The sequence below is a fragment of the Micromonospora sp. HM134 genome (assembly GCF_007833915.1).
GTDB classification, from domain to species: Bacteria; Actinomycetota; Actinomycetes; order Mycobacteriales; family Micromonosporaceae; genus Micromonospora; species Micromonospora wenchangensis.
Map to the genome: position 1 here is coordinate 5,967,353 of NZ_CP041061.1, position 22,581 is coordinate 5,989,933.

The 22,581-nt window shown below is 74.5% G+C and carries 21 protein-coding genes; 6 read left to right on the forward strand and 15 right to left on the reverse strand.

The features are described 5' to 3' along the window. Positions 1–107 precede the first annotated feature (107 nt). From FJK98_RS25770 to pepN, 5 genes are all read right to left on the reverse strand, one after another. Positions 108–959 carry a DegV family protein gene (locus FJK98_RS25770; RefSeq protein ID WP_145921298.1) on the reverse strand — a complete coding sequence of 284 codons (852 nt, stop codon included), beginning with the start codon at positions 957–959 and terminating at the stop codon, positions 108–110. Positions 960–1,031: 72 nt separating this feature from the next. Next, the gene (locus FJK98_RS25775) at positions 1,032–1,661 is read right to left on the reverse strand and encodes a histidine phosphatase family protein (protein ID WP_145921299.1); all 630 of its coding nucleotides are present in this window, start codon (positions 1,659–1,661) and stop codon (positions 1,032–1,034) included. Next, the gene (gene rsfS, locus FJK98_RS25780; protein ID WP_145921300.1) at positions 1,658–2,062 is read right to left on the reverse strand and encodes a ribosome silencing factor; all 405 of its coding nucleotides are present in this window, start codon (positions 2,060–2,062) and stop codon (positions 1,658–1,660) included. Before rsfS ends, FJK98_RS25775 begins: the two co-directional genes overlap by 4 nt. A gap of 110 nt (positions 2,063–2,172) precedes the next feature. Then, complete coding sequence (gene nadD / locus FJK98_RS25785; RefSeq protein WP_088644365.1) at positions 2,173–2,769, reverse strand: nicotinate-nucleotide adenylyltransferase; 597 nt, start codon at positions 2,767–2,769, stop codon at positions 2,173–2,175. A 57-nt stretch (positions 2,770–2,826) separates the two neighbouring features. Further along, the gene (gene pepN, locus FJK98_RS25790; RefSeq protein ID WP_145921301.1) at positions 2,827–5,343 is read right to left on the reverse strand and encodes an aminopeptidase N; all 2,517 of its coding nucleotides are present in this window, start codon (positions 5,341–5,343) and stop codon (positions 2,827–2,829) included. 66 nt (positions 5,344–5,409) lie between these two features. On the opposite strand from pepN, the gene FJK98_RS25795 reads away from it, so the two are divergent. Next, on the forward strand, positions 5,410–5,628 hold the full coding sequence (locus FJK98_RS25795) for a DUF397 domain-containing protein (protein ID WP_067312494.1): 219 nt from the start codon (positions 5,410–5,412) through the stop codon (positions 5,626–5,628). A gap of 122 nt (positions 5,629–5,750) precedes the next feature. Here FJK98_RS25795 and FJK98_RS25800 read toward each other — a convergent pair whose 3' ends face one another. Further along, positions 5,751–6,239 (reverse strand): hypothetical protein, encoded by a 489-nt coding sequence (locus FJK98_RS25800; protein WP_240762351.1) that lies wholly within the window; start codon positions 6,237–6,239, stop codon positions 5,751–5,753. A 107-nt stretch (positions 6,240–6,346) separates the two neighbouring features. Here FJK98_RS25800 and FJK98_RS25805 point away from each other — a divergent pair, with 107 nt between their 5' ends. The 3 genes from FJK98_RS25805 to FJK98_RS25815 all read left to right on the forward strand — a co-directional run bounded on the left by FJK98_RS25805 (position 6,347) and on the right by FJK98_RS25815 (position 9,582). Then, entirely contained in the window at positions 6,347–7,594 is a 1,248-nt protein-coding gene (locus FJK98_RS25805; RefSeq protein ID WP_145921302.1) for a cytochrome P450, read from the forward strand. A gap of 214 nt (positions 7,595–7,808) precedes the next feature. Beyond that, positions 7,809–8,912, forward strand: coding sequence for a glycosyltransferase family 2 protein (locus tag FJK98_RS25810; protein WP_145921303.1), 1,104 nt, complete (start codon positions 7,809–7,811; stop codon positions 8,910–8,912). Positions 8,913–9,099: 187 nt separating this feature from the next. Then, complete coding sequence (locus FJK98_RS25815; protein ID WP_145921304.1) at positions 9,100–9,582, forward strand: DUF4383 domain-containing protein; 483 nt, start codon at positions 9,100–9,102, stop codon at positions 9,580–9,582. A gap of 12 nt (positions 9,583–9,594) precedes the next feature. Here the strand turns inward: FJK98_RS25815 and FJK98_RS25820 are convergent, their stop codons facing one another. From FJK98_RS25820 to FJK98_RS25855, 8 genes are all read right to left on the reverse strand, one after another. Then, positions 9,595–10,044, reverse strand: a complete 450-nt coding sequence (locus FJK98_RS25820) for a GNAT family N-acetyltransferase (protein ID WP_145921305.1) — start codon at positions 10,042–10,044, stop codon at positions 9,595–9,597. Between the two features lie 70 nt (positions 10,045–10,114). After that, on the reverse strand, positions 10,115–11,587 hold the full coding sequence (obgE, locus tag FJK98_RS25825; protein WP_145921306.1) for a GTPase ObgE: 1,473 nt from the start codon (positions 11,585–11,587) through the stop codon (positions 10,115–10,117). A 158-nt stretch (positions 11,588–11,745) separates the two neighbouring features. Beyond that, a complete protein-coding gene (rpmA, locus tag FJK98_RS25830; RefSeq protein ID WP_088647594.1) occupies positions 11,746–11,997 on the reverse strand; it encodes a 50S ribosomal protein L27 in 252 nt (83 codons plus the stop codon). 11 nt (positions 11,998–12,008) lie between these two features. Continuing rightward, positions 12,009–12,323 carry a 50S ribosomal protein L21 gene (gene rplU, locus FJK98_RS25835; protein ID WP_067312477.1) on the reverse strand — a complete coding sequence of 105 codons (315 nt, stop codon included), beginning with the start codon at positions 12,321–12,323 and terminating at the stop codon, positions 12,009–12,011. A gap of 181 nt (positions 12,324–12,504) precedes the next feature. Then, positions 12,505–12,999: a hypothetical protein gene (locus FJK98_RS25840; RefSeq protein WP_145921307.1), complete on the reverse strand. Its 495-nt coding sequence runs from the start codon at positions 12,997–12,999 to the stop codon at positions 12,505–12,507. Positions 13,000–13,117: 118 nt separating this feature from the next. After that, the gene (locus FJK98_RS25845; RefSeq protein ID WP_145921308.1) at positions 13,118–16,234 is read right to left on the reverse strand and encodes an Rne/Rng family ribonuclease; all 3,117 of its coding nucleotides are present in this window, start codon (positions 16,232–16,234) and stop codon (positions 13,118–13,120) included. Between the two features lie 131 nt (positions 16,235–16,365). Beyond that, on the reverse strand, positions 16,366–17,061 hold the full coding sequence (locus FJK98_RS25850; RefSeq protein WP_228543287.1) for a TIGR03936 family radical SAM-associated protein: 696 nt from the start codon (positions 17,059–17,061) through the stop codon (positions 16,366–16,368). A 210-nt stretch (positions 17,062–17,271) separates the two neighbouring features. Then, a complete protein-coding gene (locus tag FJK98_RS25855; protein WP_145921309.1) occupies positions 17,272–19,293 on the reverse strand; it encodes a TIGR03960 family B12-binding radical SAM protein in 2,022 nt (673 codons plus the stop codon). A 230-nt stretch (positions 19,294–19,523) separates the two neighbouring features. Between FJK98_RS25855 and FJK98_RS25860 the strand changes: the two genes are divergently transcribed. Continuing rightward, a complete protein-coding gene (locus tag FJK98_RS25860; RefSeq protein ID WP_145921310.1) occupies positions 19,524–20,468 on the forward strand; it encodes a hypothetical protein in 945 nt (314 codons plus the stop codon). Continuing rightward, positions 20,399–21,706: a hypothetical protein gene (locus FJK98_RS34380; RefSeq protein ID WP_240763109.1), complete on the forward strand. Its 1,308-nt coding sequence runs from the start codon at positions 20,399–20,401 to the stop codon at positions 21,704–21,706. Before FJK98_RS25860 ends, FJK98_RS34380 begins: the two co-directional genes overlap by 70 nt. Before the next feature lie 118 nt (positions 21,707–21,824). On the opposite strand, the gene FJK98_RS25875 is transcribed toward FJK98_RS34380, so the two are convergent. Continuing rightward, entirely contained in the window at positions 21,825–22,535 is a 711-nt protein-coding gene (locus tag FJK98_RS25875) for a 1-acyl-sn-glycerol-3-phosphate acyltransferase (RefSeq protein ID WP_145921312.1), read from the reverse strand. Positions 22,536–22,581 lie beyond the last annotated feature (46 nt).

Genomic DNA, 22,581 nt, shown 5'->3' on the forward strand with positions numbered 1-22,581 from the left:
GGGCCTCGCCGAGCCAGCCGGTCAGCACGCCGAGGATGTCCAACGGGCACCGGCGGCCGACCCCGTACGGACGGGCCGGTGGGGGCCGGCGGCCGGTCCGGACCGGTTCAGGCCGGCCGGCGGTGGACCACGACGCCGGCCAGGCCCGGCCCGGCGTGGGCGGCGACCACCGCGCCGGCCTCGGAGACGTACGTGTCGTGCAGGCGGTCGCCGAGCCGGGTGGTGAGCGCCTCGACGAGGTGCTCGGCACGGTGCGGGGCGGCGAGGTGGTGCACCCCGAGGTCCACCTCGGCGTCGGCGGCGGCCTCGACCGCCAGGTCGATCAGGCGGGCCACCCCCCGGCTGGCGGTACGCACCTTGTCGCGTACCACGATCGCGCCGTCCGGCATGTGCATGATCGGTTTGACCGACAGGGCGGTGCCGAGCAGCGCCTCCGCCGCGTTGATCCGGCCACCCCGGCGCAGGAACTCCAGCGTGTCGACGTAGAAGAAGATGGTGGTCCGCTCGACGGCGGCCAGCGCCGCCGCGCGTACCCCGGGCAGGTCGACGCCCGCCTCGGCGGCGGTGGCGGCGGCCAGCGCCGGGAAGCCCAGCCCCATGCCGGTGGACCGGCTGTCGACCACCTCGACGCGGTCGCCGACCTCGGCGGCGGCGAGCCGGGCCGCGTCGACCGTGCCGGACAGGTCGGCCGACAGGTGCACCGACAGCACGCCGTCCGCGCCGTCGGCCAGCAGCCGCCGGTACGTGGCGGCGAACTGCGCCGGGGACGGCCGGGACGTGCTCACCGAGACCCGCCGGCCGCCGAGGGCCCGGGTGGCGTCGGCGGGGAGGGTCTCCACCCCCTCCAGCCCCTCCGCGCCGTTGAGCACGACGGTCAGCGGCACCACGGTCAACCGGTGCGCCCGCACCGGCCCGGGTGGAAGGTAGGCGGTGGAGTCGGTGACGACCGCGACGGACATGCCCGGCACGCTAGCCGATGCCGGAACCACCCGCCCCGACCGGCCGGCCCGGGACGCTGCGGACCGGCCGGTTCAGGCCGGGTCGGCCGGTGGCGGCGGGGCGATCGGGCCGACGTTGTGCGCCCGCAGGTGCCAGCCCCGCAGGTCGTTGCGGCGTAGCTCGGTCCAGTGGCAGTTGGCCAGTGAGCCGACGCTGCGCAGCACGGCATGGTCCCAGCCGAGCAACTGACCGACGCCCTGCCGGGCCGCGCCGCCGTGGGTGGCGACCACGACGGTGCCCCCGGCGGCCAGCTCGGCGGCGGCCAGCAACGCCTCACCGACCCGTTTGCCGAGGTCGTCGAGGGGTTCGATGCCCGCTCCCGGGTCCGGGTCGCCGGCCCGCCAGCGGGCGTACTCGGTGGGAAACCGGGCGGCGGCGTCGGTGAGGGCGAGGCCCTGCCACTGGCCGAAGTGCCGTTCCCGTAGCCGGGCGTCGGGGCGTGCCGACTGGCCGGTGAGCCGGGTGAGCGCGGCGGCGGTGTCGGCGGCGCGACGCAGGTCGGAGGCGACGACGACGTCCGGGCGCAGCGCCGCGAGCAGCGGGGCGGCGGCGTCGGCCTGCTCCCGGCCGAGGTCGTTGAGGGGTACGTCGGTCTGCCCCTGCACCCGACCGGTGGCGTTCCAGTCGGTGTTGCCGTGCCGCCAGATGATCAGGCGGGTCATTCGGCGGCGGCACCCGCGGCGTCGGCCTCGACCAGGTCGCGGTCGACGAACGGGAGCTGGGGGCAGTCCTTCCAGAGCCGGTCGAGGGCGTAGAACTCGCGCTCCTCGGTGTGCTGGACGTGGACCACGATGTCGACGTAGTCGAGCAGCACCCAGCGGCCACCCCGCTCGCCCTCGCGGCGAACCGGCTTGGCCTTCTCGGGCAGGTCCAGCAGGCGCTCCTCGACGGCGTCGACGATGGCCATCACCTGACGCTCGTTGGGTGCCGAGGCCACCAGGAACGCGTCGGTGATGGCGAGCTGGTCACCCACGTCGATGATGACGATGTCCTGCGCCTTCTTGTCGGCCGCGGCCTGGGCGGCGGCCATCGCCAGCTCGTGAGCGCGTTCGGAAACTGTCACCGTTCTCCTTCGATCAACCGTGCGACCCGTCAAGCGTCTCACACCCGGCGCGGAGACGACTTGTCAGTTCTGGCCGCTTACCGGGACGAAGTGGGAGTTACCGGGCGTGATCACCGCTGGTAGAGCCGCCGTTTCGCGATGTACTGCACCACACCGTCGGGCACCAGGTACCAGACCGGTTCCCCCCGGCCGACCCGCTCCCGGCAGTTGGTCGAGGAGATCGCCATCGCGGGCACCTGCACCAGGCTGACGGTGTCGGCGGGCAGGTGCTTGTCGGTCAGCTCGAACCCGGGCCGGGTCACCCCGATGAAGTGGGCCAGCGCGAAGATCTCGTCCAGATCCTTCCAGGACAGGATCCGCTCCAGCGCGTCGGCACCGGTGATGAAGTGCAGTTGCGCCTTCGGGCCGTACTCGTGGTGCAGGTCGCGCAGGGTATCGACGGTGTAGGTGGGGCCGCCGCGGTCGATGTCGACCCGGCTGACCTGGAACCGGGGGTTGGAGGCGGTGGCGATCACCGTCATCAGGTAGCGGTCCTCGGCCGGGCTGACCGGGGTGTCCGCCTTCTGCCACGGTTGACCCGTCGGCACGAAGACCACCTCGTCCAGGCCGAACCGGTCCGCCACCTCGCTGGCCGCCACCAGGTGACCGTGATGGATCGGGTCGAAGGTGCCGCCCATGATGCCGATCCGTCGGATGTCGTCCTCCACCCCATGATCGTAGGCCGCTGTGCGCCGGGCCCGCCGGGGCCCGGCGCACAGCGGGCGTCACGCGGCGGCAGCGGCGACCGCCGTCCGGGCGACCAGGGCCCGGCGCAGGTCGTCGGCGGCGTCGACGACGCTGCGGCGCAGCCCCGGGGTGAGGTCGTCCCGGGTGAGCAGGGTCGCGGCCGAATCCAGCGTGGGCTGCGCCACGGCGTAGCGGGGGAAGGCCAGCCGGGCGACCCGTTCGGCCACCCACGGGGTACGCCGCCGCGCCGCCGCCGGCATCTCGGTGAAGTACCGGTCGACGTACGTGCCGGTCAGCTCGGCCTGTTCCGGCTGCCAGAACCCCTCGGCCGCCGCCTCGACGAGCCGGTTGGAACGGGTGGTGTCCCGGGTGACGATCTCCCAGGCGGCCTCCTTCGCGGCCACCTCCGGCAGGGCCGCCCGGCACCGGGCCGCCCGTTCCGCGCCGGTGGCGCTGCGGTCGGTCGCCGCCTCGGCCGCGATCTCGGTCTCGCCGGCCGCGCCCAGCACCACCAGCCGGCGCAGCAGCGCCCAGCGCAGCTCGGCGTCGACGGCCAGCCCGTCGGGCACGCCCCGGCCGGCGAGCCAACCGGCGAGCAGGTCGGCGTCGGCGGTGGCGGAGAGCAGCCCCCGCGCGGCGGCCAGTTGCAGCGACCCGCCGGCCGGGGCGGTGGCGAGCAGCGCGGCGCAGGCGTCGGCCGTCCGCAGCAGCGCGGCGTCCCGGGCGAGCGGGTCGAGGTAGCGGTCGACCAGGTTGCGGCTGCGGGCGAGCACGCTCTCGGCGACGGCCACCTCGGTCTCGGTGGGCAGGGCCGCCGTCAGCAGCGCCACCACCGCCGACACCGGCCGCTCGCCGTCGGTGGCGGCGTCCAGCGACTCCTCCCAGAGCAGGGCGCGGGCCAGCGGATCGGTGAGCGTGGGCAGCACCGAGCCGACCGCGTCCACCGACGCCGGATCGAGCCGGATCTTGGCGAAGGTGAGGTCACCGTCGTTGGGCAGGAGCAGCCCGGCGGACCGGCCGGTCAGCGCGGGAAGCGCGGTGCGCCCACCGTCGGCGGCCGGGTCGAGATCGACCTCGACCCGTTCCACCGCGCCGTCGGGGGCGTACCGGCCGACGGCGATCCGGTGCGGGCGCAGCACCGGGTACTCCTGCGGCGCGGTCTGCACCACCGCCACCGAGGACCACCGGCCGTCGGCGTCCACCGAGGTCTCCGTCCGCAGCGTGTTGACCTGCGGTTGACGCAGCCAGCGGGCGGCCCAGTCGGTGAGGTCCCGCCCGCTGGCGGCGCTGAGGCTGGCGAGCAGGTCGGCCAGGGTGGCGTTGCCGAACCGGTGGGCGGCGAAGTGCTGGTTGAGCCCGGCCAGGAAGGCGTCGTCACCGAGCCAGGCGACGAGCTGGCGGAGCACGCTGGCGCCCTTGGCGTACGAGATGCCGTCGAAGTTGAGCAGGGCCTGGGCGGCGTCGGCGACCTCCTGCGGGGCGACCGGATGGGTGGACGGACGCTGGTCGGCGGCGTACCCCCAGGCCTTGCGGCGGATCGCGAACGTCGTCCAGGCCCGGTCGAACCGGGTCGCCTCGGCGGTGACCCGGGTGCCCAGGTACTCGGCGAAGGACTCGTTCAACCACAGGTCGTCCCACCAGCGCATGGTGACCAGGTCGCCGAACCACATGTGGGCCATCTCGTGGGCGATGGTGGTGGCCCGCTGCTCCCGTTCGCTGTCGGTGACCGCCGAACGGAAGACGTCGTCGTCACGGATGGTGACCAGGCCCGGGTTCTCCATCGCGCCGGCGTTGAACTCCGGCACGAACGCCTGGTCGTACTTGACGAACGGGTAGGGCTCGGCGAAGAGCTGGTGGAACCGGTCCAGGCACTGCTTGGTGACGGTGAGGATCTCGTCGAGGTCGGCGTCGAGGTGCGCGGCCAACGACTGCCGGCAGTAGACGCCCAGCGGAATGTCACCGTGGCTGTCCCGCCGTACGTGCCAGGGGCCGGCGATCAGCGTGACGAAGTAGCTGGCCAGTGGCGCGGTGGGGGCGAACTCCCAGCGGCCCGGGGCCGGGTTGGCGGCGAGCGGGCCGTTGCCGGCGACCGTCCACTGTGGCGGCGCGGTCACCGTGAGGGTCACCGGCGCCTTGAGGTCGGGCTGGTCGAAGGCGGCGAAGATGCGCGGCGCCTCGTCCAGGAAGGACATCGCGTAGAGGTACGTCGCGCCGTCGGCCGGGTCGACGAAGCGGTGCATCCCCTCACCGGTGTTGGTGTAGGCCATCTCGGCGGTGACCGTGAGGGTGTTCTCCGCCGCCAGCCCGGTGAGCGGGAACCGGCCGTCGGCGAGGGCCGCCGGGTCGAGCTCCCGGTCGTTGAGCCGGACCGCCTCCAGCATCGCGGGCTTGACCTCGACGAACGTCTCGGCGTCGGGGGTGGCGGCGCGGAACCGGATGGTGGTCGTCGAGCGGAACCGCTCGTCGCCAACGGTGAGATCGAGGTCCACCTGATAGGACTCGACATCGATCAGTGCGCGACGCGCGGTCGCCTCTACACGGGTCAGGCTCGGCATCCGCTTATCCTGCCCGACGGGGAGCCGGCCGGGCTCCCCGATACGCGCGGCAATGGAGGATCAACAATGGGTCAGCACCCCAAGGGCGACTTCGACCTGTCCCGGGCGGTCTGGCAGCGAGCCGAGGGCGACACCTCCGACAGCGCGGTCGAGGTGGCCTTCGTGGACGACCTGATCGGGATGCGCAACTCGGCCGAGCCGGACGGCCCGGTACTGGTGTTCACCCAGGCCGAGTGGGACGCCTTTGTCGCCGGCGCCCAGGACGGTGAGTTCGACCTGGACTGACGGCCGGGCGGCGGCCCCCGGGCGGTAGGCGGCGACCCGCCCCGCGCCCGGGGGCACCGGCTGATCGGGCGACCGCCGCGCCGACCCGATCCGGGCCGGCGCGGCGGTGCCCGCTCGGCCGCTCACCCGTCCCCCTCGCCCCAGCCCAGCCCGCCCGGCCCGGGGGCGTGGTGGAATCCGGGGTGGCCGGCGACGTCGGCGCAGCGGTCGCCGTCCGGGCCGACGGCGGAACAGAACAGCCGCTCCGCGTCCCGCCAGGCATCGGCCGGGGACAGCGCGACCGAGGCCAGCACCAGCTCCGGACGCAGCAGGCCCAGCGCCTCCGCGTACGCCACCGCCAGTTCCCGGGCGTGTTCCGGCCCGTCGGCGGTGAACCCGAGGTGCACGGTGAAGCGTCGGGACGGACGGCGTGGCCGGGCGAGCAGCGGCTGCCCCGGCGGGTGGCCCCCGCCGGGCCGGCCGAGCGCGTCGACCACCTGTCGCTGACGCCAGTACGGCGGCGTGTTCTCCCGCATCCGGTCCTCCCCGTCGTCGACGCCCCACGGCCGCCCGTGGTGGCCCGGTGTCGAGCCAACCAGGTTCGCGGCGGCCCGGGAGGGGCCAGCGGGCACCCGGTCACCGTCCGGCGGCGCGGCGGGATTCAGGGCCCCAAACCCGGGTAGACCACCCACGGCCGACCAGCCGGGTCCGCCCACCGTCACCGCGTCAGGAGAGCCCGATGGCCACCACACCGGCCGACCGTAGCCCGGAGAGCACGCTGGCGTTCTTCCGCGAGGGCTACCGGTTCATCAGCAACCGGTGTGAGCGCTACGACACGGACATCTTCACCGCCCGGCTGCTGCTGGAACCGACGATCTTCCTGCGCGGGCGGGCCGCGGCGGAACTGTTCTACGACACGGAGCGGTTCCGGCGCGCCGGTGCGGCGCCCAAGCGGGGCCAGCGGACGCTGACCGGGCAGGGTGGGGTGCAGGGGTTGGACGGGGCGGCCCACGCCGACCGCAAGGCCATGTTCATGTCGATCATGACGCCCTCGGCGGTCGAGCGGATCGGCCGGCTCTTCGCCGACCAGTGGCGCATCCGGCTGGCGGCCTGGGGCGACGCCGGCCCGGTGGTGCTCCGCGACGAGATCGGTCCGATGCTGCTGCGGGCCGTCTGCTCCTGGGCGGGCGTACCGCTGCCGGAGAGCGAGGTCGGCCGGCGTAACGCCCAGATGCAGGCCATGATCGACGGACCGGCCGCGCTCGGACCCCGGCACTGGCGCGGGCTGCGCGGCCGCCTGCGGGCCGAACGCTGGATCGCCGACCTGGTGGAGCGGGTACGGGTCGGCACCGTGGCCGCGCCCGAGGGCAGCGCACTCGCGGTGATCTCCGAGCACCGCGACGCCGAGGGGCGGCTGCTCCCCCGCCGGGTCGCCGCCGTGGAACTGATCAACGTGCTGCGGCCCACCGTGGCCGTCGACCGGTACGTCCTGTTCGCCGCCCTGGCCCTGCACGACCATCCGGACTGGCGGGAACGGGTGCGCACCGGCGACGAGCCGACCGAGTGGTTCGTCCAGGAGGTCCGCCGCTACTACCCGTTCTTCCCGGTCGCCTTCGCCCGGGTGCGGCACCCGTTCGAGTGGCAGGGGCACCACTTCCCGAAGGACCGCCGGGTGCTGCTCGACCTGTACGGCACCAACCACCACCCGGGGCTCTGGTCCGAGCCGGAGCGGTTCCGCCCGGAGCGGTTCGCCGGCTGGCGGGACGACCCGTACGGTTTCGTGCCGCAGGGCGGGGGCAGCCACCTGGCCGGCCACCGCTGCGCCGGGGAGTGGATCACCATCGAGCTGATGAAGCAGGCGGTCGGCCTGCTGACCGGGGCGATGGACTACCGGCTGCCGCCGCAGGACCTGGCCCTGGACCTGTCCCAGGTGCCGACCCTGCCGCCCAGCGGACTGGTGCTCACCGACGTCCGCCACAGCAGCTGACCCGTTTCAGGCCGCCGGGCGGGGACTCCGGCACGGGTCGGGTGCGGGGGCCGGACGCCGCGCGGTTTGTCCGGCCGGGGGCGGGGGATGTTCGGGCACCACCGTCACCGGGAGGACCCGTGCCCGACACCATCCACCGCCGCGCCGGCACCGGCCGGGAGGCCGCCACCACCGTCCGCCGCAGGCCGGCCGCCCGGCGTCGCGGGGCACGCCGGTGAGCGCCCCCGCCGGGTCCGCGCGACCGGCCCCGGCCGGGTTCCGCCCGGCCGCCGCGGCGGGCGGCCCGCCGCACCCGCCCCGGCTTCCCGTCGAGTACGTCCTGCCGCTGTGCCGGACCGACGACGACGGCCTGGACGAGCTGACCGGCTACCTGCGCACGCTGTGCCGGCTGGTCGACGTGACAGTGGTCGACGGTTCGCCGCCGCCGGTGTTCGCCCGGCACGCCGCCCGCTGGCGTGGCCTGCTGCGGCACCTGCCGCCCGACCCGGCGGTGCACGGGCTCAACGGCAAGGTGCGCGGGGTGCTGACCGGGGTGGCGGCGGCCCGGCACGAACACGTGGTGATCGCCGACGACGACGTCCGGTACGCCGGGGCGGAACTGCGGGTGGTGCACCGGTTGCTGGACACCGTCGACCTGGTCCGCCCGCAGAACTACTTCGACCCGCTGCCCTGGCACGCCTGGTGGGACACCGGCCGGACCCTGCTCAACCGGGCGTTCGGCGTCGACTGGCCGGGCACCCTGGCGGTGCGGCGCAGCACCTTCCGGGCGATGGGCGGCTACGACCCGGACGTGCTCTTCGAGAACCTGGAACTGGTCCGTACGGTGCGCGCGTACGGCGGCACCGAGGCGAGCCCCGCCTGGCTCTACGTACGCCGGCTGCCGCCGTCCACCGCGCACTTCCGGGGCCAGCGGGTCCGCCAGGCGTACGACGATCTGGCCCGACCGGCGCGGCTGCTGGTGGCGCTGGCGGTGCTGCCGGGGGTGGTGGCCGCGTCGGTGGCCCGCCGGCCGGGGCTGCTGGCCGTCGGGGCGGCCGGTGCGGTGGCGCTGGCGGAGGTCGGCCGGCGGCGGGCCGGCGGCACGGCGGTGTTCCCGGCGAGCACCGCCCTGGCCGCGCCGCTCTGGCTGCTCGAACGCGGGCTGTGCGGGTGGCTCGCGGTGGCCCGTCGGGTGGGTCGGGGCGGGGTGCGCTACGCCGGTCGGCGGGTGCGCCGCCCGGCCCACTCGGTGCGGACGCTGCGGCACCGGATGGCCCCGGTCGAGCCGGGCGAGCTGACCCGGTGGGTGCGGGCCGACCCGGCCTCCCGGGGCCGCTGACCGGACGGTCCACGGCCCGGACGCTTGTCGCGGCCGGTTGCGGGGAGGCGCCGGTCCGCCCGGTCGGGCACCTGGCGGCCGGAGTCCCTGCACAATTCGCGTTTTCCCCGCCGGACGTCGCCGGTCGGCCCAGAATGTGAGGATCGTCCGACTGTGCCGTGCAGTTGGCCCCGTGGAGGTGACAGCGATGGCCCACGCCGTACGACGATCCGCCCCGGCCGCCCCGAAGCCCCGGGTCCAGACGGTCGCCGCCGTCGTCGCGGCGGTCTTCCTGCTGCTCGGGGTCCTCGGCTTCGTCCCCGGCGTCACCACCGGCTACGACGAGTTGGCCTTCGCCGGTCACCACTCCGGGGCGAAGCTGCTCGGGGTGTTCCAGGTGTCCGTCCTGCACAACCTGCTGCACCTGCTGTTCGGGGTGGTCGGCCTGGTGCTGGCCCGCCGGCTCGGCGGCGCCCGGCTCTACCTCACCGTCGGCGGGGCGCTCTACCTGGCGCTCTGGCTGTACGGCTTCGCCGTCTCCCGGGACGCCCCGGCCAACATCGTCCCGTTCAACGGCGCGGACAGCTGGCTGCACCTGGGGCTCGGCCTCGGCATGCTCGCCGTCGGCCTGCTGCTGTCCAACGACGCCGGCACCGGCGGCCGGCTGGACGTCCCCGTCGACCGGGACTGACCCGCCACCCGGTCAGGCCGCCACCGGCAGCCGCTTGGCGAAACACACGCTGTACGGGTTGTGGACGTACTCGCCGTAGACCGGGATCGGCTGGTAGCCGCAGGAGGTGTAGAGGCCGATCGCGGCCGGCAGGTAACTGCCCGTCTCCAGGCAGAGCACCGAGTGGCCGCGTTGGAACGCCAACTCCTCCAGCGCGCTGAGCAACTGCCGGGCGATCCCCCGCCCCCGGTACGCCGGCCGGACGTACATCCGCTTCAGCTCGCCGGTCTCGGCGTCGAGGGACTGTAGGCCGCCGCAGGCCACCACCCGGCCGCCGTCGACCACGACCAGGTAGCGGATGCCGTCGTGCACCACGGTGGCCTGCCCGTCCAGCCCGCCGTCGGCCTCGCGCAGCTCCCGCTGCTGGGCGGCGACCAGCGCGTCGACCTCCGGGTCGGTGGCGGGACGGGACTCGATCAGCATCATCCCACGGTAGGACGGGTCCGTTTCACGAAGGTTTCCAGGAAACGACCCGGACCCGACCGGTACCGGGCTATTCCTCGTACCCGTCGCTGTCCTCGTCGTCGTCCGCCGGCTCCGGGGCCGGGTCCAGCTCGTCCTCCGGGCGCTGCCGGCGGGCCTTGCGGGCGGCCAGCCGCTCGGCCGCCGCAGGACGCGACGACTTCTCCTCCAGCCGGACGTCGGTGCCCCGGTTGCCGGGGACGAAGTCGACGCCCGCGTACAGGGTCGGCTGCCAGTCGAACTCCCGCTCACCGATGCGGACCAGGTCACCGGGGTTGGCGCCGGCCTTGGCCAGCTTCTCCTCCACGCCCAGCCGGGCCAACCGGTCGGCGAGGAAGCCGACCGCCTCGTCGTTGTCGAAGTTCGTCTGCCGGACCCACCGTTCGGGTCGCACGCCCCGGACCGTGAACGAGCCGTCGGCCTGCGCCTCGATGGTGAAGCCGGCGTCGTCGACGGCCTTGGGACGGATCACGACCCGGGTCGGCTCGGCCGGCGGGGCGGCCCGGCGGGCCTGGTCCACCAGCTCCGCCATGGCGTACGTCAGCTCCCTGAGCCCCTCCCGGGTGGCCGCCGAGACGTCGAACACCCGGAAACCCCGCGCTTCGAGGTCGGGGCGGACGATGTCGGCGAGGTCCTGCCCGTCCGGCACGTCGACCTTGTTGAGCGCCACCAGCCGGGGCCGGTCGGCCAGCCCGCCGTACTCGGCCAGCTCCGCCTCGATGGTGTCGATGTCGGCCAGCGGGTCCCGCCCCGGCTCCAGGGTCGCCGTGTCGACCACGTGCACCAGCACGGCGCACCGCTCGACGTGGCGGAGGAACTCCAGGCCCAGCCCCTTGCCGGTGGCCGCGCCCGGGATCAGGCCCGGGACGTCGGCGACGGTGAAGGTGTGGTTGTCCACCCGGACCACGCCCAGGTTGGGCACCAGGGTGGTGAACGGGTAGTCGGCGATCTTCGGCTTGGCGGCGGAGATCACCGAGATCAGCGACGACTTGCCCGCCGACGGGAAGCCCACCAGGCCGACGTCGGCGACGCTCTTGAGTTCCAGCACCACGTCGAGCCGGTCACCGGGCTCGCCCAGTTCGGCGAAGCCGGGTGCCTTGCGCCGGGCGTTGGCCAGCGAGGCGTTGCCCCGGCCGCCGCGCCCGCCCCGGGCCGCCTCGAAGGTGGTGCCCGCGCCGACCAGGTCGGCCAGCACGGTGCCGTCGAGGGTCTGCACGACGGTGCCGTTGGGCACCTTGATCAGCAGGTCGTGGCCGTTGGCGCCGTCCCGGTTCGACCCCGCGCCGCCCTTGCCGTTCTCGGCCTTGAGGTGCGGGCGGAAATGGAAGTCGAGCAGGGTGGTCACCTGTGGGTCGACCACCAGCGACACGCTGCCGCCGTGCCCGCCGTTGCCCCCGTCCGGGCCGCCGAAGGGCTTGAACTTCTCCCGGTGGATGGAGACACAGCCGTGCCCGCCGTCGCCGGCCTGCATGTGCAGGACGACCCGGTCAACGAACGTCGTCACGACGCCAATCCTTCCAGCGGGGTCGGCCCCCGCACCTGAGAAGAGCACCCGCGGGGCCCGCCCGGCCGGGGACGGACACCCGCCGGCGGGAGCATCCCGCACCTGAAACGGCGAAGCGGGCCGGGACCCCCAGGTCCGCGGCCCGCTTCGCCTTCGTGTTACTGCGGCACGATGCTGACGGTCTTGCGACCCCGCTTGGTGCCGAACAGGACCGAGCCGGCGGCCAGCGCGAAGAGCGTGTCGTCGCCACCACGGCCGACCAGGTCACCGGGGTGGAACTTGGTGCCGCGCTGCCGGATGAGGATCTCACCCGCGCTGACCACCTGACCACCGAAGCGCTTCACGCCGAGTCGCTGGGCCGCGGAGTCACGACCGTTACGCGAGCTGGACGCACCCTTTTTGTGAGCCATTGTCCGACGACCTACTTCCCGCTGGAGATGCCGGTCACCTTGACCTGGGTCAGCGGCTGGCGGTGACCCTGGCGCTTGTGGTAGCCGGTCTTGTTCTTGAACTTGTGGATCCGGATCTTCGGGCCCTTGGTGTGTGCGGCGATCTCGCCGGACACCGCGACCTTGGCAAGCTTCGCCGCGTCGGTCACCAGGTCGTCACCGTCGACGAGGAGCACCGCGGTGAGCTTCACCGCGTCACCGGGGGCACCGGTGAGCTTCTCGACCTCGATCACGTCGCCCTCGGCGACCTTGTACTGCTTGCCGCCGGTCTTGACGATCGCGTACATCGGAGGCGGACTCCCTGTCGTTGAGGCTGCTGGCGGTCGTTCCCATGGCAACTCGCCGGGTAGCTGTGACACCGGCAGCGCGGGCACGCGGGAACTCGGCACACCAAAGTGCGCCGCAGGAAAGAGTACGCCATCACCCGCCCGCCCCCCAAACCGGCCCCCCGGCCGGCCGGGTCCGCCGTCAACGGGCGCAGAGCTGGTCCAGCCGCTGCTGGAGCCGGTCCAGCTCGGTCTCGTCGATCGAGTCGACGTCGGTGCCGAGCCGGCCGATCTCGGTGGCCAGATCGGTGAGCAGGGTCTTCAACTGCGGATCGGTGGCCCGGCCGGACTGCTGCCGCAGCACCGTCCGCCAGGTGGTCAGCGCCGTCTCCGCCCGCTTGCGGGCGGTGTCCGCCGCCGCGCTGTCGTTCGCGCCGACCGCCGCGATCATCTTGCCCAGTTCCTCGACGTAGGTGCGCACCGCCGTGGTCGACGCCGCCTCGGCGTCGGCACACACCTGCGGCCCGTTGCCGCCGGCCGGGGAACCGCTCACCGCCGCCGACGGGACCACGGAGGCGGGGGTGGCGGCACCGGACGGCCGGCCGGAGGCCGTCGGCGCGTCGGCCCGGTCACCGGAACAGCCGACGCCGGCCAGCAGGACGGTGGTCACCACGATGGCGGCGGGCAGGCGGCGCATGTTCTTCTCCTAGCCGGGGGGTGACCGATGGTATCGCCGCACCCCGGCACGGCAGGACCCCTCCCACCGGCGGTACGCCGGGGAAGGGGTCCACTGCCGTCGGGTGCGGCTCAGCCGGTCACGGCCGGGTACGGCGACGGGCACCGCCCCGGCGGGAGCGCCGCCGGCCCGCGCCGGCCTCCCCGTCGTCGTCGCCGTCGGGGTCGCCGAGCGCGTCCGGGTCGTCCGCCCCGGCGAGCCGGGCCGACTCGCCGGTCTGGGCGTCGGCCGCAGCCGGGGCGGCCGGGGTCTGCGTCTCGTACCGGGACAGGTCGTAGCCCATGGTGTCGTGGTAGCCGTTGTCGGCCGCCGGGGCCGCGACCTCGACCTCGGGGGCCTCGGTGGTCTCCACCACGGCCCGCTCCGTCGTCGCCGCCTTGCGGGCGCGCCGCCGCGCGGAGGGGGTGGTGGCGGTGGCCGGCGGCTCGGCCGCCGGGGTGGTCACCGCCGAGGCGACCGCCTTGACCCGTTCACCCGCGCCGCCACCGGTACGCGGCTTCTCCGGCACCGGCTCGGTGTGGATCACCAGGCCCCGGCCCTTGCAGCACTCGCAGGGCTCGCTGAACGCCTCCAGCAGACCGGCGCCGATCCGCTTACGGGTCATCTGCACCAGGCCGAGCGAGGTGATCTCGGTCACCTGGTGCTTGGTCCGGTCCCGGCCCAGGCACTCGGTGAGCCGGCGCAGCACCAGCTCCCGGTTGGACTCCAGCACCATGTCGATGAAGTCGATCACCACGATGCCGCCGATGTCGCGCAGCCGCAGCTGGCGGACGATCTCCTCGGCCGCCTCCAGGTTGTTGCGGGTGACCGTCTCCTCCAGGTTGCCCCCGGAGCCGGTGTACTTGCCGGTGTTGACGTCGATGACGGTCATCGCCTCGGTGCGGTCGATCACCAGCGAGCCGCCGGAGGGCAGGAAGACCTTGCGGTCCAGCCCCTTGATGATCTGCTCGTCGATCCGGTACTCGGCGAACACGTCGGCGGTGCCGACGTACCGGCGCACCCGGTCGACCAGGTCCGGCGAGACGTGCGACAGGTACGACTCGACCATGCCGTACGACTGCTCGCCCTCGATGACCAGCTCACGGAAGTCCTCGTTGAACAGGTCCCGGACCACCCGGATGACCAGGTCGGGCTCCTCGTAGAGCAGCACCGGGGCGCCACCGGCGGTCGCCTTGGCCTGGATGTCCTCCCACTGGGCCTGCAACCGCTTGACGTCCCGGGCCAGCTCGTCCTCGCTGGCCCCCTCGGCGGCGGTCCGCACGATCACGCCCGCGCCGTCGGGGACCAGCTTCTTGAGCACGTCCCGCAGCCGCTTGCGCTCGGTGTCGGGCAGCTTGCGGCTGATCCCGGAGGCGTTGCCGTTGGGCACGTAGACCAGGTGCCGGCCGGAGAGCGCGACGTGGCTGGTCAGCCGGGCGCCCTTGTGCCCGATCGGGTCCTTGGTGACCTGGACCAGCACCGAGTCGCCGGAGCGCAGCGCCTGCTCGATCGAGCGGGAGCGCCCCTCCAGGCCGGTGCTGTCCCAGTTGACCTCACCGGCGTACAGGACGGCGTTACGACCCCGCCCGACGTCGACGAAGGCCGCCTCCATGCTGGGCAGGACGTTCTGCACCTTGCCCAGGTAGACGTTGCCGGCCATGGTGCCCGACGAGTTGCGGGTGACGTAGTGCTCGACCAGGACGCCGTCCTCCAGGACGGCGATCTGGGTACGGTCGCCCCGCTGGCGGACCGCCATCACCCGGTCGACCGCCTCCCGGCGGGCCAGGAACTCCGACTCGCTCAGGATCGGCGGGCGGGTCCGGCGCTGCTCCCGGCCGTCCCGGCGACGCTGGCGCTTGGCCTCCAGCCGGGTCGAACCGGAGACGCCCTGCACCTCGTCGACGGCCTTGCGGGGCTCCCGGATCTTGACCACCGTGGGCACGCCGTCGTCGGCGCCGCCCTCGACGTCCCCGGCGCCCCGACGCCGACGCCGCCGACGACGACGGGTCAGCCCGTCCCCGTCGCCCTCGTCCTCGGCGTCGTCGCCCTCACCCTCGGTCTCGGCCTGGGCCGGTTCCTCGGTCTCGTCCTCGTCGGTCTCGTCCGCGCCGCCCTTGCCCCGGCCCCGGCCCCGGCGGCCCCGGCGGCGACGGCGACGCGCGGCGGCCGATTCGTCGTCGTCCTCCTCGTCGCTCTCGTCCTCGCCGGCCTCCCCGACCTCGCCGGTCGGCTCCTCCTCGACGACCTCCACGGCCTCCACCGGCTCGGCCTCGCGGCGGCCACGGCGACGCCGCCGCCCGGTCTCGACCGGTTCCTCGACGGGCTCCTCGGCGACCGGGCCGGGCTCGACCACCCGGAAGGTGGGCGGCTCCTCCGGCTGTGGGGCCATGAACAGGACCGTCGGCGCGGCGATCGCGGCCCGCCGCCGACGGGTACGCGGCTGCGGCTCGGCCGGCTCCACCGGCTCGTCTACGGCCGGCACGGCGACGCCGGGCGACACCTCCCCGGTCCGGTTGCCGGCGGCCGGCGGCGTCGACGCGGCGGCCGGCCGGTCGGCAGCGGGCTCCTCCGCCACGGGCTCCCCGGCAACGGGCTTCACGGCCTCGTCGGCGACGGTCGGCTCGGTCGGCGCAGCCGCCTCCACGGCGGGCTCCTCCTCCTCGGGAGTAGCCACCTGAGCTGCGGGAGTCTCACCCACGGTCGCCACCTCGGCGGCCGGCGGCGACGCCGGAGACTCGGCGGGCGGCTCGGTCGCCGCCGGGGCGACGGCCTTCTTCCGCCGGGTCCGGGTCACCTTCACCGGCGGGACGAGTTCCGCGCTGCCCTCCTCGACCCCGTCGACGACCACCGGCTCCTCGGCGGCCTTGGCCGGGGTGGCCTTGCGACGGCGGCGGGTGGTCTTCGGCGCGGAGTCCAGCTCACCGGCGACCGGGACGATCACCTCCGCCTGCTGTGACTCGTCGGTGGCCGACGGGGCGGTGCCGGACGCCTCGGCGGGCGCTCCCCCGGTCAGCTCCGGCTGGCTCAGCGGCGCGGCCCGCCGCCGGGTGGCCCGCCGCCGGGTCGGTGCCGCCGTGCCGTCCGTGGACGCCGCCTCCTGCGGTGGCGTGCCGTCGGTGGCGGCGGTTCCCGCGCCGGTGCCGATGGTGCTGTCGGCGGTGTCGCCGGCCGGCTGGGAACCGGTCCGTTCGCCGCCCTCGGGCTCGTTCTCGAGCATGGACGTTCTCCAGTTCTGGCGGCCCCGGGCGCGGGTGAGCGCTGCCACGCAGGATCGCCGCAAAAGTGTTTCCGCCGGGCGCGCGACGTGCGCGACCGCCGAAGTCTGCCTGCCAGAACGCCGACCGACGGTCAGCGTTCTCCGATGGCTGCCCCGTCGCGGTCCGCGTCCAACGGATCCACGATCGCGCCCTGCGCGGTCAACATGCCCTGCGCCAGCCGGATCACCCTCGGGGAGACCGGCGGCTCCAGGGCGGCCACCACGCGGAGGCCGGAAAGGACGTCATCGGGTCGTACGGACGGGGTGACCTGCCGTACGACCAGTTCGAGTATCGCACATGACGGCTCCGCTGCCCCGGAAGGCGTCTGCACCGGGGGCAGCACATCGATACGGTTCACTGCGTTCCGCGCGTCGAACGTCCGCCGGCCCTGCTTCGTCATCCGCTCGACCTGCACCTCGTCGGCGGCCACGAAGGCGGAAACCGCCCGTTGCGCCACCGCGTGGTCGACCCCGGGCAGCTCGATGCGCCAGTACGAGGCCTCGATCCGCTCCGCCAGGCTCCCCCCGGTCGCGACCACCACGTCCAGCACGTCGAGGCCGGGCGAGAGCGCCGCGTCGAGGGCGACCCGCAGCTGCTCCGGGTCCACCGCCGTCTGGAGGCCGACCTCCAGGTACTCCGCCTCGCTGGCCACACCGGTGGGGGCGGCGCTAGCGTAGGAGATCTTCGGGTGCGGGGTGAAGCCCTGGGAGAAGGCCACCGGCACCGCGGCCCGGCGCAGGGCGCGCTCGAAGGCACGGGCGAAGTCCCGGTGGGAGGTGAACCGCAACGGCCCGCGCTTGGCGTACCGGATGCGGACACGCTGGACGACCGGCGCCTGCCCGCCCTCCGGCTGTGGTTTCCTGCTGATCGTCGTACTCCTCGGTCTGGTCACCGGCCGCCGTCCCCCGTGGCGCGGGCTGCCGGTGACGATAGCCTCACGCCCGCCGCAACGGGACGGGTGGCCCGCCGTGGCGCGCCGACCCCGTCCCGTCGGTGGTCACTGCTGGGCGCCGGTGGGCACCTTCAACGCGGTCACCGGGGTGAGCGGCAGCAGCTTGCGGCCGGTGGGCCCGATCTGGATCTCGGTGTCCATCGACGGGCAGACGCCGCAGTCGAAGCACGGGGTCCACCGGCAGTCGTCCTGCTCGTACTCGCCCAGCGAGTCCTGCCAGTCCTGCCAGAGCCAGTCCTTGTCCAGGCCCGAGTCGAGGTGGTCCCAGGGGAGCACCTCCAGCTCGTCGCGCTGGCGGGTGGTGTACCAGTCCAGGTCGACGCCGAACGTCGGCAGCACCTCGGCGGCGGCGTCCACCCAGCGCTGGTAAGAGAAGTGCTCGCTCCAGCCGTCGAACCGGCCGCCGTTGCGCCACACCTCGTGGATCACCGCGCCGACCCGGCGGTCGCCCCGGCTGAGCAGGCCCTCGATCAGCGACGGCTCACCGTCGTGGTAGCGGAAGCCGATCGCCCGGCCCAGCGAGCGGTCGCTGTTGATCGCCTGCTTGAGCAGCTTGAGCCGGCCGTCGATGACCTCCGGCCGCTCCATCGACGCCCACTGGAACGGGGTGTGCGGCTTGGGCACGAACCCGCCGATCGAGACGGTGCAGCGGATGTCCTTGGAGCCGGTCGCCGCCCGCCCGGCCCGGATCACCTCGTGCGCCATGTCGGCAATCTCCAGGACGTCGGCGTCGGTCTCGGTGGGCAGGCCGCACATGAAGTACAGCTTCACCTGCCGCCAGCCGTTGGTGTACGCGGTGACCACCGTACGGATCAGGTCGTCCTTCGACACCATCTTGTTGATGACCTTGCGGATCCGCTCCGACCCGCCCTCCGGGGCGAAGGTCAGCCCGGTGCGCCGGCCGTTGCGGGACAGCTCCTGCGCCAGGTCGATGTTGAACGCGTCCACCCGGGTCGACGGCAGCGACAGCGACACGTTGGTGCCGGCGTACTGCTCGGCGAGGCCGGAGCACATGTCGCCGATCTCGGAGTGGTCGGCCGACGACAGCGACAGCAGGCCCACCTCGTGGAAGCCGGAGAACTCCAGCCCCTGCTGCACCATCTGCCCCACGGTGGTGATCGACCGCTCCCGCACCGGCCGGGTGATCATGCCGGCCTGGCAGAACCGGCAGCCCCGGGTGCACCCCCGGAAGATCTCCACCGCGTACCGCTCGTGCACCGTCTCGGCCAGCGGCACCAGCGGCTTCTTCGGGTACGGCCAGGCGTCCAGGTCCATCGTCGTGCGCTTGTGCACCCGGAACGGCACGTCCGGACGGTTCGGCACCACCCGCTGGATCCGGCCGTCGGGCAGGTAGTCCACGTCGTAGAAGCGCGGCACGTAGACGCTCTCGGTCCGGGCCAGCCGCAGCAGCAGCTCGTCCCGGCCACCCGGGGAGCCCTCCGCCTTCCACTCCCGGACGATCGTGGTGATCTCCAGGACCGCCTCCTCGCCGTCGCCGAGCACGGCGGCGTCGATGAAGTCGGCGATCGGCTCCGGGTTGAACGCGGCGTGCCCGCCGGCCACGATCACCGGGTCGGCATCGGTCCGGTCGGCCGCCAGCATCGGGATGCCGGCCAGGTCGATCGCGGTGAGCAGGTTGGTGTAGCCCAGCTCGGTGGAGAACGAGACCCCGAACACGTCGAACCGGCGCACCGAGCGGTGCGCGTCGACGGTGAACTGCGGCACGCCGTGCTCGCGCATCAGCCGCTCCAGGTCCGGCCAGACCGCGTACGTCCGCTCGGCCAGCACGTCGGGCAGCTCGTTGAGCACCTCGTACAGGATCTGCACGCCCTGGTTGGGCAGGCCCACCTCGTACGCGTCGGGGTACATCAGCGCCCACCGTACGGTCGCCGCGTCCCAGTCCTTGACCACCGCGCCCAGCTCGCCACCCACGTACTGGATGGGCTTGGTCACCTGGGGCAGCAACGCCTCCAGCCGGGGCCACACCGACAACGTGGAGTCGTGGTGCGGCGACGCGTCGTCGGTCGGGGCCGCGGCGGGGCGCGGGGTCGTGGACGGAGCACTCATGGAGCCCAAGGGTACGCGTCCACCGGCGGACGGCTCGCCGCACCGCCGACCTGCCCGCTCCCGTCGCCCGCCCTTCCGCCCGTCCCACCGTCGCCGGTCGGCCGGGTGGCGGGGTGGCGGGGACCGCACCGGCGGGCCCCGGGCCGGCTGTGCGAGGCTTCCCGGTCGGCGGGGGGGCCGAGGGGCGGCCGATTGGTCGAGGTGGCAGCCCGGTACTAACCTCGCAACCGGTGCGAGAGGAGATTGCCGCGATGCCGGAGCCGCAGCCGGGAGTAGACCGGCCGGCCGACGGGGACGTCCCCGTCCCGGGTCGGCAGCAGGGTCCGGTGGTCGCCACCGGTCCGGCCGACCTCCCCGTACCGCCGCCCGACGGCCCCACCGACCCGGCGACGCCGGCCGGGGAGCCCGCTCCGGTTCCACCGGCCGCCCCCGCCCCGCCGGCCGGTGACGCCACCGCCCCCGCAGGGCCCGTCGACGTCCCCGCCGCGCCGGAAACCCCGGCCGACCAGGACGCCCCGGCCACGCAGGACGACCCGGTCACGCCGAGCGGCCCGACCGGACAGGACGACGCGACCGCCCCGAGCGACCCCACCGCGCAGGACGACCCGACGACGCGGGACGACCCCACCACACAGGACGACGCGACAGCGCAGAGCGACCCGGCCGGGCGGGGCGGGCCGGACGAGCAGGGCGGGCCGGCGGAGCCGCCGCAGCCCGCCGAACCGACCGCGCGGGCCGAGCAAGGCGACCCGGACGCACCGGCGGAGCCGCCCCAGCCCTCCCGGGCCGAGCAACCCGACCCGCCGGCACCCGGCAGCCCCACGGCATGGTCCGGCCTGCCGGAGCCGGGCAGCACTCCGGAGCCGACCGACCCCGGGGACCAGACCAGCCCGGCGGCCCAGACCAGCCCGGCGGCCCAGGTCAGCCCGGCAGGCCAGGTCAGCGCGGCCTGGCCCGTTCCACCGGTCGCATCCGACGGTCCGGTGGAGCCGGCGGGTCCGGCGCGGGGGTCGTACCCGGTCCGGTCACCCCGGCCCGGGGGTCGGCCGCCGTTCCGGGCCGGATCACCCCGCCCGGCGCACCGCACCGGCCCGACGCCACCCGGATGGAGCACCCGGGCGGGCAGCCCCCCGACCCCACGCGGATCGAGCGGCACCCCGACGACACCCCGGTGACGCAGCGGCCCGACGCCACCCGGGTGGAGCACCCGGGCGGGCAGCGTCCCGACCCGACGCTGGAGGAGCCGGCGGTACCCCGGTGGAGCGGTTCCGCCGCCGTGCCCGCACCGCCGCCGCGTCGGCCCGGGTGGGGCGAGTCGGTCGAGTTCGTCCCGCTTCCGCCACCCCCGCCACCCCCGCCGGAGCTGCCCGAACACCGCACCCCGGTCGACCCGTGGGCGGGTGCCGACACCGGTGGCTGGGACGTGCACCATCCGGAGCTGGCGCCGCTGCCGTACGCCCCGCCACCACCGACCCGTCCCTACCCGGCGGCCGGCGACCAGCCGCCATCCGCCGCGGCGGCGGCCCCGCCCCACCAGCACACCCCCACCCCGCCCCACCAGCACACCCCCACCCCGCCGCAGCAGCACACGCCGACCCCGCCACGCCAGCACAGCCCGGCGGCGTCGTACCCGTCGGCGGCACCGGCCGGCCCGGCCACGCCCTCGCCGACCCGGCCGTACCCGGTCGCGCCGGTGCCCGCCGCGCAGCCGGCCCCCCTGCCACCGGTCCCCCTGCCACCGGCCCGCCCGGCGTCACCGCCGCCCGCGCCGCCCCGCCCGCCGAAGCAGCGGCGGGTCCGCCCGCAGCCGCCCGCCCCTCCGCCGCAGCCACCGCCCAACCGGCCACCCAAGGGGTACGTCCGCCGCAAGCGGCGACGCTGGCCCTGGGTGCTGCTGCTCAGCCTGGCCTGCTGCTGCGGCTGCCCCGCCTGGTTCGGCAAGCCGGCCTGGGAGCAGTACCCGGCCGACGCCGCGCTGCCCGGTCAGGTGGCCGACCTGACCTTGCGGTCGGACTCCGGCAGCGAGGTCGACAAGCTCAAGGCCGAGGTACGCAAGGCGAACCTGCTCGCCGAGGACGTCTACGCCGGGGTCTACAGCACCTCCGACGGCAAACGGGTGACCGTCTTCGGGGACACCGGTTTCCGGCTCCGGCCGGAGTCCGACGCGGACGACGCGATGGCGCGGTTGACGGACACCTTCGGCCTGGGTACGCCCCAACCGGTCGACAGCGGCGTCCGGGGCCGGTACGACCGCTGCGCCACCGGGTCGTCCGACGGCACCGACGTGGTCGTGTGCACCTCGGTGGACCACGGCAGCAGCGCCACCGGCGTGTTCACCCGGCTCTCGGTGGACGACAGCGCCCGACTGCTCGCCACGATGCGCGCCCAGATCGTCACCCCGAAGCAGGGCTGAGCCGGCCGGCTTACCACGCAGGGGCCGGGCCGGTCCCCGGTCATGCCACCCGCGCCGTCGGGCGGGTCAGGTGGTGTTGGTCACGCCGGCCCGTGCCGGTCGGGCGCGGGCGCGGCGGTCAGGCCGGGGCGCTGCCGGCGGTGGGCGTGCCGCCCGAGGTGGGCTCGGCGCGGCGGGGGGCGTACCGGGGGACGTACTCCTGGCCGGTGAGCTTCTGGATCTCGGCCATCAGCTCGTCGGTCATCTCCCGCAGCGAGGTGCGGTCGTCGGAGCGGCCGGTGAAGTCCAGCGGCTTGCCGAACCGGATGATGATCTTCGCCTTGCCGGGGCGGGGGATGCGGGTGCCGATCGGCTGGACCTTGTCGGTGCCGGTCACCCCGACCGGGATCACCGGCACCCCGGCCGCCACCGCGAGCCGGGCGGTGCCGGTCCGTCCCCGGTAGAGCCGCCCGTCGGGCGACCGGGTCCCCTCGGGATAGACGGCGACCAGGTCACCGCCGCGCAGCGCGGGGATGGCCGCGTCGAACGCGGACAGTGCGGCCCGGCCGCCGGCCCGCTCGACCGGGATGGCCCCCAGGCCGGTGAGCACGAACTTGGACAGCGCGCCCCGCGCGCCGGTGCCGGTGAAGTACTCCGACTTGGCCCAGAAGGCGAGGTGCCGGGGGACGACGGTGCCGAGCAGCAACTCGTCGGCGACGGAGAGGTGGTTGCCCGCGAAGATCGCGCCGCCGCTCGCCGGAACGTGCTCCAACCCCTCCACGACCGGGCGGAACGCCAGCCGCATCGCGGGTCCCACGGTGAGCTTGCCGATGGTGTAGAGCAGCGGCACGGGTCCTCCGGCGGTCGTACGGTGAAACAGGCGGTGTCACGGTAGC